General features: G+C 48.5%; 14 protein-coding genes. 2 read left to right on the top strand and 12 right to left on the bottom strand.

Annotated features, from left to right (window positions below):
• Both ccmB and ccmA read right to left on the bottom strand, forming a co-directional pair.
• A complete protein-coding gene (gene ccmB / locus U0358_RS04355) occupies positions 1-684 on the bottom strand; it encodes a heme exporter protein CcmB (protein WP_114981598.1) in 684 nt (227 codons plus the stop codon).
• Entirely contained in the window at positions 681-1,337 is a 657-nt protein-coding gene (ccmA, locus tag U0358_RS04350) for a cytochrome c biogenesis heme-transporting ATPase CcmA (RefSeq protein ID WP_322407197.1), read from the bottom strand. Before ccmA ends, ccmB begins: the two co-directional genes overlap by 4 nt.
• Before the next feature lie 78 nt (positions 1,338-1,415).
• On the opposite strand from ccmA, the gene U0358_RS04345 reads away from it, so the two are divergent.
• Together U0358_RS04345 and U0358_RS04340 are read left to right on the top strand one after the other, a co-directional pair.
• On the top strand, positions 1,416-3,053 hold the full coding sequence (locus tag U0358_RS04345) for a flagellar hook-length control protein FliK (protein ID WP_322407196.1): 1,638 nt from the start codon (positions 1,416-1,418) through the stop codon (positions 3,051-3,053).
• The gene (locus U0358_RS04340; RefSeq protein ID WP_011234359.1) at positions 3,050-3,331 is read left to right on the top strand and encodes an EscU/YscU/HrcU family type III secretion system export apparatus switch protein; all 282 of its coding nucleotides are present in this window, start codon (positions 3,050-3,052) and stop codon (positions 3,329-3,331) included. Before U0358_RS04345 ends, U0358_RS04340 begins: the two co-directional genes overlap by 4 nt.
• Before the next feature lie 6 nt (positions 3,332-3,337).
• On the opposite strand, the gene U0358_RS04335 is transcribed toward U0358_RS04340, so the two are convergent.
• The 10 genes from U0358_RS04335 to U0358_RS04290 are packed head-to-tail and all read right to left on the bottom strand — an operon-like array spanning position 3,338 to position 12,071.
• Positions 3,338-3,790: a DUF2802 domain-containing protein gene (locus tag U0358_RS04335; RefSeq protein WP_322407195.1), complete on the bottom strand. Its 453-nt coding sequence runs from the start codon at positions 3,788-3,790 to the stop codon at positions 3,338-3,340.
• Complete coding sequence (locus tag U0358_RS04330) at positions 3,791-4,294, bottom strand: chemotaxis protein CheW (protein WP_317498516.1); 504 nt, start codon at positions 4,292-4,294, stop codon at positions 3,791-3,793. It lies immediately after the preceding gene.
• 21 nt (positions 4,295-4,315) lie between these two features.
• Positions 4,316-5,164, bottom strand: a complete 849-nt coding sequence (locus U0358_RS04325; RefSeq protein WP_317498515.1) for a chemotaxis protein CheW — start codon at positions 5,162-5,164, stop codon at positions 4,316-4,318.
• Positions 5,165-5,167: 3 nt separating this feature from the next.
• Positions 5,168-5,944 carry a ParA family protein gene (locus tag U0358_RS04320; protein ID WP_317498514.1) on the bottom strand — a complete coding sequence of 259 codons (777 nt, stop codon included), beginning with the start codon at positions 5,942-5,944 and terminating at the stop codon, positions 5,168-5,170.
• Between the two features lie 12 nt (positions 5,945-5,956).
• On the bottom strand, positions 5,957-7,117 hold the full coding sequence (locus U0358_RS04315) for a protein-glutamate methylesterase/protein-glutamine glutaminase (protein ID WP_317498513.1): 1,161 nt from the start codon (positions 7,115-7,117) through the stop codon (positions 5,957-5,959).
• Positions 7,118-7,132: 15 nt separating this feature from the next.
• Positions 7,133-9,283, bottom strand: coding sequence for a chemotaxis protein CheW (locus U0358_RS04310; protein ID WP_317498512.1), 2,151 nt, complete (start codon positions 9,281-9,283; stop codon positions 7,133-7,135).
• 13 nt (positions 9,284-9,296) lie between these two features.
• Complete coding sequence (locus U0358_RS04305; protein WP_317498511.1) at positions 9,297-10,046, bottom strand: protein phosphatase CheZ; 750 nt, start codon at positions 10,044-10,046, stop codon at positions 9,297-9,299.
• 13 nt (positions 10,047-10,059) lie between these two features.
• A complete protein-coding gene (gene cheY / locus U0358_RS04300) occupies positions 10,060-10,443 on the bottom strand; it encodes a chemotaxis response regulator CheY (protein WP_016341317.1) in 384 nt (127 codons plus the stop codon).
• 37 nt (positions 10,444-10,480) lie between these two features.
• Positions 10,481-11,206: an RNA polymerase sigma factor FliA gene (locus tag U0358_RS04295; protein WP_322407194.1), complete on the bottom strand. Its 726-nt coding sequence runs from the start codon at positions 11,204-11,206 to the stop codon at positions 10,481-10,483.
• On the bottom strand, positions 11,199-12,071 hold the full coding sequence (locus tag U0358_RS04290; protein ID WP_322407193.1) for a MinD/ParA family protein: 873 nt from the start codon (positions 12,069-12,071) through the stop codon (positions 11,199-11,201). Before U0358_RS04290 ends, U0358_RS04295 begins: the two co-directional genes overlap by 8 nt.
• Between the last annotated feature and the right edge of the window lie 56 nt (positions 12,072-12,127).

The raw sequence follows: 12,127 nt of genomic DNA, 5'->3' as shown, positions 1-12,127 counted from the left end.
TCAATTCACACTCATTCTAATGCCAGCTGCTACAGCCAGCGGAGCCAATGTTACGGTTAAAACTGAAATTGCCGCCAGTATCGCTAACTGGCCATGAACTGCAAGCCCCATTGAGGCATTTTCGACTGCTGCAGTAGCAAATATCAGTAAAGGAATAAAAAGCGGGATTAAGATTAAACTGACCAGTGAACTGCCGCGCTGAACCTGCAGAGTTAATGCCGCACCAATAGCTCCCAACGCACTTAACGCCGGAGTTCCCAGCAACAAAGTCAACGCCAGTGCCCACCAGCCCTGCAGCGGCAAACTCAACAGCAGAGCCAGAACGGGTGACAGAATAACCAGCGGCAAACCACTTAGCAGCCAGTGCGCCATCATTTTCGCTGTAACCGTAAAAGCCAGAGGCTGCGGTAATAAACACAACTGTTCCAGCGTACCGTCCTGAAAGTCATCGCGAAATAGACGTTCAAGCCCCAATAAACTGGCGAGTAAAGCGGCTACCCAAATAATTCCGGGGGCAATACGAGCCAGAATGTCAGGGCCGGGGCCAATGCCCAACGGGAACAACGTCACCACCATTAATAGAAAGAGCAAAGGGTTTAAGGCGTCGCTGCGTCGCCGTGCGGCTATACGTAAATCCCGCTTCAGCAGGGTTAACCAGGTTTGTCTGTTCGAAAGCTGACTCATAGCACCTCGCCCCGGTATTCCAGAGACAGTTTTTCAGGTGTTAAACCGGACAAAGTCAGTGACTGATGCGAGGTGAAAATAATGGTGCCGCCTGCCTCTAAATGTTCGACAAAGCGTTGTTGTAATAAGGCTATTCCCTGTACATCCAGCGCGGTAAAAGGCTCGTCTAATATCCACAACGAAGCTTGCGTTGCCCATAACCGGGTTAATGCAACTCGACGTTGCTGTCCGGCAGACAGCCGCGTGGTTAATTCATCTTCTAACCCCAGCAGCCCGAGCTTCTCGAGTAAGTCCCAGGCATCCACGTCTTGCACAGAAGACAACTGCTGCTGCCAGTGAAAGTTTTCCAGCGCACTTAGCTCTCCTTTAACTGCAGCTTTGTGCCCAATAAACAGTAACTGCTGACAGTATTCCGACCAATTCTGATTCAGCGGCTGACCGTCAAAATATACAACGCCGTCGGACGGTTCCAGTAATCCGGTAAGAATTCGCAGCAACGACGATTTTCCGGCACCATTAGGCCCGCTAACCTGCCATAACTGACCCGCGCTCACTGAAAAGTCGAGTTCTTCAAATAATACTCGCCCGCCACGGATTGAGCTTAGCTGCTCTGCGTGCAATAGTGGGCTGTTGGTGGAAGCAACTTGTGTCATGCGGATTTTACAACCGGAACCTTACTGGTAAGCTGACGCAAATGCCCAAGATTCTACCATAAAAATTAGGTAAAGCGCATGGCTGATATTAAGCAACTGTTACAACAAATGATGGCCTCTCCGGAACGAACGTTAGCTCGTGCCGAACAGCAACAATTGTCCAGTCTAATGCGTATTTTCAGCGGCTCCACCTCTGGTGGCAATTCTACCGTAAGCACAACTCAGGCTCCAAAACAGGGTAACCTTCCGACGCCTTCGATAAATGCAGGCTCGCTGAATCAGGCAAATACGACCCGGTTACTCGCTCAATTATTGGTCCAGATCAGTTTACCGGTAACTTTTGAGCCCGCGAAAGGCCAGCAGCCACCTCGTATTCAGGGTAACAACTGGCAATGGCCTAACCCGCCCAAAAATATTCAGCCGCCATTAACGGCGGCAACAAAATTGCAACTGACAATAACTCAGCCAGATCCTAAACAGCCGATAGTTCGGGTAGCTCTCAGCACGGGTGCAACAAAACCGGTGGCTGTTGCAGATGTACCGGTAACTCAACTGCCACCAAAGCTGATTAAAGCCTTTGTTGAGCAGGGCCGGGTTGCTACGGTGCAACCGACACCGCAACAGCCGGTAACATCAAGGCCTGGCACTCAACCAGTTAACCCACCAGTAAGTCAGCCAAACACCGCTGCCCAGACCTCACCAACGCAAAAAGTCTCGATACCAGCGGCAACCGGGTTAGCAATAAAACAAGCTCAACAAATAACACCGAAACAATTTCAACAGGCATTGCAGAATTTTATACCGCAAAGCCTGCGGCCTTCGCCCTCATCGACAGGCACGGCTGAAAGCATTCAGCAGCCAACGGCCCGATTGTCAGCAGAAGCGGCAAGAGAGGCATTGCAGTCACCGCCTAAGGCCTTACAACAGCTTTTGGTCAAAGTACTTCAGCAAATGCCAACACCAGATGCCATGCAACGCCCCCAGGCCTTGCAGAGCTGGGTCAGCGATTGGTTTGCGGCGCGCCCGGTCAGCGCCCAACCCAGTCAGCAAATGGGAGGTCTTGGACAAATGCTAATGACGCTGCTGGGTCTGGCAATGCAGCAGCAACCGGAAACGACCAGCAGTACTGGAGCAGCGAGAACCTCACCAAATCAGTTTACTCAGGCCTTTATTCAGCAGGTGCTTAACCCTGCCCCTGACAATGCAGGTGAAGTGCGCGAACGCATTAATGCCCTGTTGCAACAATTACCGCAACAACAGTTGCAGCGACTACTACAGCTTTTTACCGGCATCCTTAACTCGGCGCAAAGCAGTCAGGCCAGGTTGCAGGATTCGCCTCCTCAACAACCGGAATATTACATTCTGCTACCCGCTGATACACAAAAACCACAGCAGCATGAACTGCTTATTCGCAGTGAGCGCGAAAGCAGTAATAAAGAGAGTAACGGCCGCACCTTATGGTTATTTACCCTGCGCTTTGAACTGGAAAGTACCGGGCCTTTGCTGGTTAAAGGTCGCTACCACCCGCAAGGGTCATCGGTTGACTTCTACACTGAAACGAAAGCGGCGCAAAAAGTGGTTGAGAGTAATGTCGAAAAGCTTGAAAAAAGGCTTGCCGAACTGGAGGTTAACAGCGTTAAGCTTCGGGTTCAGCAAGGTAAAATTCCGGACAACCTGGCGCAGCAGCACAGCGGTATTATTCGGGTGACAGTATGAGTGACAAGAAAGAAAAACAAGCGATAGGTTTGTCTTACGACGGCTTTAATGCGCCTAAAGTCATAGCCCGGGGGTTTGACGAACTTGCTGAAGAAATTATTGCCGTTGCCAAAGAGCATGGCGTCTTAGTCCATGAAGATCCGTTGCTGTCCGATTCGCTGGCCAAACTGAATGTGGGTGATGAAATTCCACGCGAGCTGTACATTATTATTGCGGAAATTATCGCTTTCGCGTACCTACTGGATGGCAAATTCCCTAGACAATGGGAAGAGGGTTAAACCGCTTTATGCGCCTTTCTTGTGCAACGAGGTTAATAACTCAGCCTCAGCCTGCGGCAGGTCGCATTCCTGCATCAGCTCTTCAACACTAGCTCCGCTTGCCACTAACTTAGCTGCGCGCTGGTAAAGCTTACTACCCGGCTCCTGCTCCGCAACTTCTTGCAACCTTTGCTGTAACTGCTGTTGCTCCTCGTTTAGCTGCGCAACTTGCTGTTGCAACTGAGCAACCAATTGCTGCTGAGCAAAGTCGGTTTTTGAGGAGGCTTCAGTGGGTTGTTGTTTGAACTGTTCTCGTAGCGACAACACTTCACTGGCGGTTTCCGTGAGCATGAGCAAGCGTTGCTGCTGACGTTCAATAAGCTCGGCTTGCCGTCGCGAGGTAATAACCACCGCGACTAAAGCAATAAGCGCCAGCCCAAGAGCCAGCGCTGAAATAGCAAATAACCAGTTCGTCATCATTTAGCTCAGACGGGAGATTTCATCCCACTCTTCATCGGTAAGCATTTTATCCAGGTCTACCAGAATCAGAAGTTCGTCATCTCGGTTACTTACGCCCTGAATAAAGCGAGCACTCTCGTCAGTACCCACATTCGGAGCGCTATCAATTTCCGAGGTTTTCAGATACACCACCTCGGCAACACTATCGACTAGTATGCCAATAACCTGCTGTTCAGACTCAATGATCACGATACGTGAATTGTCAGTGACTTCGGTCGTCTGCAAGCCAAAGCGCAGACGCGTATCAATGACTGTGACCACGTTACCTCGCAAATTGATAATACCTAATACGTAACTGGGTGCGCCGGGTACGGGAGCAATTTCGCTGTAGCGCAGCACTTCCTGAACCTGCATTACATTGATACCGTAAGTTTCCTGTTCCAGCTGGAAAGTGACCCACTGCAGAACCTCGTCATTACCATCAACGTCAGCTTCGTTCTTTATAGCGCGATTGTCTTTACTCATCTCTTACTCCGCCATGCGTTATTAATCTTGCTGGATATGTCCCAGACCTTTATCCAGAAGTGTAATCAATGCGTTAACATCCAGCAATGCACACATTCTGTCACGGACAACCCCGGCAAGCCAGGGTCGCTTATTATTTGTTTCCTTACGCCACTGAATCGATTGCGGCTGCAAAGGTTCACTGGTTACTAATTCTTCACACAACAGTCCCCATGGGCTGTCATTCAAAGTAATTAGATATTGATAATCTAAATTCTCTTCCAGCTCCGGAGTACATTTTTCGGGCATTACCCAACGAGCCGTATCAACCACCTGCAGTTTATTGTCACGCTCGGTCATAATACCCCGGAACCAATCAGGTTTTCCCATCAGCGGACTAATTTTGCCCAGTTGATGGATACCTCCCAGGCTTTTTAGCGGCACCGCAAGGGTTAAACCTGCCACTTTAAAAAATAAAGCCTGAAAGTCCTGTTCCATATACTCTGACATCGCATCAGGGAGTGCCTCCGGTGGTGGCTCAGAAACCTCAGTTTCCACTTCTGCCTGGGTGTCAGTATGTACTTCCGTGTCAATATTTGTCTCAGCAGTTGTCAGGTTAACAGTCTCTACTGCAATTTCTGTCTCTGTAACCGTTTCAACCTCTGGCTCTTTATAGCTATCGTCCGCTTTTGCAGAAACTAAAGGTAATAAATCCTGTTCACGGTTTAAGCTAACTGTTTCTTCCTCAGCAACCGCCTGAATTTTAGGTGCTGCTTGCTCTAGCAGTCGTTTAACCGGTTCATTATCAAACTCAACCGTTTCTTCCTCAAGCAATAAAGCATTGAGGTATTCTGCCATAGCAGCTTCACTGCGGTCGCGTTTAGTCGTCATAAATCAACGCTCTTCCAACTGCTTCAAATTAGTTAATAGTGACTGGTAAGCCAGCACCCCCCGCGATTTCGGTGCATAAGCAGAAGGCGTTAGCTGCTCATTAGAGGCATCGCGGAATTTCGTATCTATTGGGATCATGCCATTCCAGACCGAGCGACCATAACGTGCAATGAGTTTCTTATACGTTTGCAAAGACGCATTGGTTCGCTTGTCATAAAGTGTCGGGATAATAGTATAAGCGTAATTCTCACCGCGAGACTTATGTATTAGCGTTAAGGTTCGCATCATGCGCTCTAAGCCCTTTAGCGCTAAAAACTCGGTTTGAACCGGAATCAATACTCTCTGGCAACAGGCTAAAGCGTTGACCATAAGAACCCCCAGTACCGGTGGCACATCAATAAGCACATAATCGAAGTCGTCAGCAACCATTGCCAGGCCACGTTTTAAGACCAGGCCCATACCACCCTGAGTGCCGAGTTTACGGTCCAGCGTGGCCAGCGCCATAGTAGCAGGCATAACGCTCAGGTGCTTAAATTGAGTAGGCAAAATACTGCGGCGTATCAAGTCTGCGGTTACGGCTTTACCGGCACTGAAAACATCAAAGGAACCGGACTCAAGCGATTCCGAATCAATACCAAAATAATAGGTTAATGACGCATGGGGGTCGGTATCAATACAAAGCACTCGTTTCCCCTGTTCAGCCAATAGGCCTGCCAGTGCAACGGTTGTGGTGGTCTTTCCGACCCCGCCTTTTTGATTAGCTACCGTCCATACGATCATTCACTCATCCTGCTATAAGCCGCTGTAACCGACTTCTTTCATAATGGCCTTGGCCATTCCTTCGAGGCCGATGCTGCGGGTTGAAATGCCCGCCTGGGCAACCGCCTGAGGCATCCCGTACACAACACAGCTAGCCTGATCCTGAGCCCAGATAGTCGCGCCCTGGTCTTTCAGCATACGTGAGCCGTCACGGCCATCAGCACCCATGCCGGTTAAAATGACGCCAAGTACTTTACCCATATAGGTTTTTGACATACTGGCAAAGGTTAAATCTACACTCGGCTTATAAGTAATGCGTCCACTGGTATCGTCTTTTACCCTTAAACGTGCACTACCAGGCCTGCCTTCGACCATAAGTTGTTTTCCGCCCGGCGCTAAATAAGCTGTCCCGGCTCTGAGTACATCACCGTCTTCTGCTTCTTTCACATTAATCTGACACAAACCATTCAGACGCTGTGCAAAAGCTTTTGTGAACGCTGCAGGCATATGCTGAACCATAACAATAGGGTAAGGGAAATTGCCAGGTAATTGGGTAAGTACTTTTTGCAGTGCAACAGGGCCACCGGTCGACGTTCCTATCGCCAGTAGTTGATAAGCCCGGTTTATTGTTAATGTGCCAGCCGAAGTCGCAGTCTGCGCGTCACTTTCACGCTGACTTTGCAGTTCATTATTGCGTTGCCGAATACGATCCAGCGCTGTAGTGGGCTCTGACGGACGCTCTGGTTGCTTCGCAACGGGCGCCGGTGTTGATGGCCGCGACGTTGTTCTGCTTACCGGCTGCCGGGCAATCGCTATAACGCGATCCTGCAGAGTTTTTACTGCTTCGTCGCGGTTACGGGCGATATCTTCAAATTTCTTCGGCAGAAAGTCTGCGGCACCGGCCTCGAGTGCGTTCAGCGTTGCCGTCGCTCCCTCATGAGTCAGCGAGCTGAACATCAAAATAGGACAAGGGTTGCTGCTCATAATGGCTTTTACAGCATCGATGCCGTTCATTACCGGCATTTCAATATCCATAGTAATAACGTCCGGCTTCAGGATCCGGCTTTGTTCTACCGCTTCTTCGCCATTATTCGCACTACCAATCACTTTAATGTTGGTATTGCTTTCTAAAATCTCAGTCACCCGGCGTCTAAAAAACGCCGAGTCGTCTACCACGAGAACTTTTACAGTCATGAACGGCTTATCCCGTTATCTTTTAGCGTAATACTTGAGCATGCTGGGCACATCAACTATCAGAGCAATACCACCGTCGCTGGTGATTGTTGCCCCAGCCATTCCCGGCGTACCCTGCAGTAACTTATCCAATGGTTTAATAACCACTTCTTCCTGACCAATCAATGCGTTCACCACAAAGCCTACTTGTTGGTTGCCTATTTGCACTACCACTACATGGCCTTGTTCTTTACGACTGGAGCCATCATGGTTACGAACTAGCCATTTTTCTAGGAAGAACAGCGGAATAGCACGGTTACGTACAATTAGGGTTAACTGGCCGTCTACGGTATTGGTACGCTTCATATCCAGGTCGATAATTTCACTGACAACAGCAAGCGGCAAAGCAAACGTCTGATCTCTTACGGCGACCATTAGCGTCGGCAATATTGCCAAAGTCAGCGGCACTTTAATCAAGAGCTCCGTGCCTTTACCTAGCTCTGAGTTAATTTTAACGCTACCGTTGAGTTGGCTGATTTTGGTCTTAACCACATCCATGCCAACGCCACGACCGGAAATATCCGAAACTTGGTCTTTGGTAGAGAAACCAGCCGCGAAAATCAAGTTATAAGCATCTTCATCGCTTAAACGGGCAGCAGAGTCTGCGTCCATAATGCCTTTTTTAACGGCAATGCCTCTCAGTTTTTCAGCGTCCATACCGGCACCATCGTCTTTAATCGACAGCATAATATGGTCGCCTTCCTGAGACGCCGACAAGGTGACAGTTCCCGACCGGGATTTACCATTCGCTTCACGCTCATCCGGCATTTCAATACCATGGTCAACAGAATTACGGACCAAATGCACCAAAGGATCGGCCAACGCCTCAACTAAATTTTTATCTAAATCGGTGTCTTCACCGTACATTTCAAGGTTGATTTCTTTCTTAAGGCTACGAGCCAAGTCACGAACAACCCGCGGGAAACGACCGAACACTTTCTTAATTGGCTGCATCCGGGTTTTCATCACCGCGCCCTGTAAGTCACCAGTGACAACATCCAGGTTCGAAATAGCTTTGCCCATTTCAGCACTGTCTGACTCATCAGAGTTACTCAGGCTCAACAGACGATTTCTAACCAATACCAGCTCGCCGACCATATTCATAATTTCGTCTAAGCGCTTGGTATCGACCCGGACAGTAGTTTCAACCGGAGCAGGCGCTGGTGCAGCTGGTTTTTTATCTACTGGCTGAGCCGCTGCAGGTTTCGCTTTAGGCTCTGATTTTGGCTCAGGTTTCGGTTCTGGCTTAGATGCTGGTTTTGCCGCAGGCTTTGGCTGCTCTTTTGCTTCAGGCTTTTTCGGCGCAGGCTCACTGGCTGGCTTATCACCTTTCGGTGTCGGCGCTTTGCCACTGCCATGCAAATCGTCCAGCAAGGATTCAAATTCGTCGTCTGTTATTTCGTCGTCTTTTGCAGGCTCTTTCTGCTTTTCTTGCTTTTTATCAGCACTTTGAGGGGCTTTACCACTTCCATGAAGTTCGTCCAGCAATGACTCAAATTCATCGTCTGAAATTTCATCACTGTCTTCATTTACCTCAGGTTTAGAAGCCGCTGGCTTATCTTCTTTTCCGGGACCTTTGCCTTCACCGTGCAACTCGTCTAGCAAAGCTTCAAACTCATCATCCTGGATTTCGTCAATACTCTCGCTGCTATTTTCCTCTTCTACGGGTTCTGGCTCCGGGGCTGTTTCTGCGGCAGGTTCATCTTTTGGAACCTCTATAGGCGCTTCGTCCTCAGATTCTGGTTCACTTAACTTATGCAATAATTCCAGTAGCTCTGGTGAAGCAGCTTCAGGTTCTTCTTTGGCGCGCACCTGCGCGAACTGAGTGTTGATAGTATCCAGAGACTGAAGAATCACATCCATCAGGTCGGAATTGACCGTACGTTGGCCATTACGCAGGGTATCGAATACGTTTTCCGCACCATGACAGGTATCGACTAAAGCCCCTAACGACAGGAACCCTGCACCACCTTTAACCGTATGAAAGCCACGGAAAATAGCGTTCAACAGGTCTTTATTTTGCGGATCATTTTCCAGTTCAACTAGCTGCTCAGACAGTTGTTCGAGGATCTCTCCAGCCTCGATCAAAAAATCCTGCAGAATGTCTTCGTCCATATCAAAGCTCATGCGACTGATGCTCCTAGAAACCTAAACTGGACAACAAATCGTCCACTTCGTCTTGTCCGCCAACCACGTCATCGCGTTGATCAGCATCGATAATTGGGCCTTCTGCATGGGCAGCATCATTCTTAGGCGCAGCCCCTGCTTTTTCCGCGTTACGACGTTCTTCTTCTTTACCAAATATCTTCAGTAACTCAATCAGGTTCTTTTCAACGTCTTCGACCAATTGAATAACCCGGCGAATAACTTGCCCGGTAATATCCTGAAAATCTTGCGCCATAAGCACTTCAGTCATTAACCCGTGCACTTGAGGCATGTTTTCGCCACAGCGCTTAAGTACGTCATCGACCTCATGACATAAAGACTTGAATTCATTTAACTGAATATCGTTGCTCATTAACCGATTCCAGGCCGGCATCACTTTCTCGACACGGTTATGCATATCGTCTGCAAGTGGCAGACAGGCCTCTACCGCATCCATAGTGCGGTTCGCGGCGTCTTCCGTTTTTTCAATGACATACAGCAGGCGGTTTTGCGCATCCGGAAGATCATCCTGCGTCATTTGCACAATGCGAGGGTCAACCTGAAAATCTTGGAGCGCTTCGTGGAGGTCTCGTGTCAACTGGCCTACAGAGGTGAACAACTTGTCATTACGACGGTTGTAAACATCTTCCAGTAATTGGTTAGCCTGCTGTTGTTTCCCGTCTTCAAGCAAGGCTACGAGTTCCTTGGCTTGATCCAGAGAAATATCATGGGCGTTATCAGACATAGTCGTTCGCCCTTTAGCTGATTCGTTCGAAAATCTTGTCGAGCTTTTCTTTCAACGTTACGGCTGTAAATGGTTTTACAATGTAACCGTTTACTCCAGCTTGAGCTGCCATAATGATCTGCTCTCGTTTGGCTTCCGCCGTTACCATTAACACCGGTAAATGCGCAAGGTTATCGTCCTTGCGAATTTCACGCAGCAAGTCGATTCCCTGCATACCGGGCATATTCCAGTCGGTTACGACAAAGTCGAAATCACCGTTCTGCAACATGGGCAATGCGGTATTACCGTCATCTGCTTCCTGTATATTAGTAAAGCCAAGATCACGAAGTAAGTTCTTAATGATTCGTCTCATTGTAGAAAAGTCGTCCACAACGAGAATTTTCATGTTTTTATCCAAAGCACCCTCCACTGAGGCTCTCGATTACAACCAAAGTTTATTCAACCCAATTTTGCATTCGCGACTTCAGTCGCAACATTGCCTGACTGTGAATTTGACTGACTCGTGATTCACTCACGCTCAGCACTTCACCTATCTCTTTTAAATTCAATTCTTCGTCATAATACAACGAAAGCACCAAAGCTTCACGTTCTGGTAACGAAGAGATTGTGGAGACCAACGCTTTATGAAACGCCGCGTTCTCAACATCTTTTTGTGGCTCATAGGGTGAACCCGTTACCTGCTCTGGCATGATAGCATCTTCTGATACACCAAGATCTTCAATACCAACAATTCGTCCCGTGCTGACATCCCGCAAAATATTGTGGTATTCATCCATACCCATATTCAGCTTTGCGGCCACTTCCGTATCTTTTGCATCGCGTCCGGTTTCATTTTCAACCTGCCGAATGGCTTCCAATACACGCCGATGATTACGATGAACCGAGCGCGGAGCCCAGTCACCACGGCGAATTTCATCCAGCATCGCACCACGAATGCGAATGCCGGCAAAGGTTTCGAAACTGGCGCCCTTACTGTTGTCAAAGTTACGCGCAGCTTCTAATAAGCCAATCATGCCCGCCTGGATCAAGTCATCCACTTGCACACTGGCTGGAAGTCTCGCCATCATGTGGTGTGCAATACGCTTAACCAGCCCGGTATGCTGCTCAATAATAGCATTCCGGTTGTCAGCAGTGGCAGCATAAACGGCAGCTTTATTCATTGGCAACATCCCGCTTACTATCGTTATCGGCAGAAGTTATCAATTGTTCAAGAAAAAATTCTAAATGCCCGCCGGCTTGAGCCGGAACAGGCCAGTCAATGGCTTTCTTAGCCAACGCTTTTATCGCCAAAGAGGCCGGTGATCTTGGGTAAGCTAAAACCATAGGTTGTTGTTTTCTAACAGCCAAGCGCAAATTATCATCAAAAGGTATAATTGCTGAAAGTTCTAAAGCGACATCTAAAAACCGGTCGGTTACTTTCGTTAATTTATTGAACAATACTTGTCCGTCGCGCAGATTTCTTACCATATTAGCAACCACCTTGAACTTAAACAGGCCTTGCTCGCGGCTTAACACTTTTATCAGTGCGTATGCATCGGTAATTGATGTCGGTTCGTCACAAACCACGAGTAAAACATCCTGCGACGCCCTGGCAAAGCTGACAACGGTATTACCAATACCCGCTGCGGTATCAACAATTAATACATCATAGCTTCCCTGAAGCTGACTGAAAGCTCTTATTAAGCCGGCATGCTCCGACTCACTCAAGTCGACCATAGAGCGCGTGCCCGATGTCGCCGGAACAATTTTGATTCCTGCCGGGCCTTCAATCAGAATATCTTCTAACTCGCACTGCCCACTCAGCACATGAGAAAGGTTGCGCTCAACCCGCAGGCCCAACATAACATCGACGTTAGCCAAACCTAAGTCAGCATCCAACACTAGTACTCGTTTGCCCTGCTTAGCCATTGCGATAGCCATATTCAACGACACGTTAGTTTTCCCAACGCCGCCTTTACCACCAGTTACCGCAATAACTTTTATTTTCGATTGTTTCATTCTTCGCAGACCGCTTGCTTGATCCATCGGGCGTATCTCTTTTCTGACTAAATTGATAACAGCTTTATATTATATTGGCTCAT

Source organism: Idiomarina sp. PL1-037 (assembly GCF_034422975.1).
GTDB lineage: Bacteria > Pseudomonadota > Gammaproteobacteria > Enterobacterales > Alteromonadaceae > Idiomarina.
This window is presented reverse-complemented; position numbering and strand designations above follow the sequence as displayed.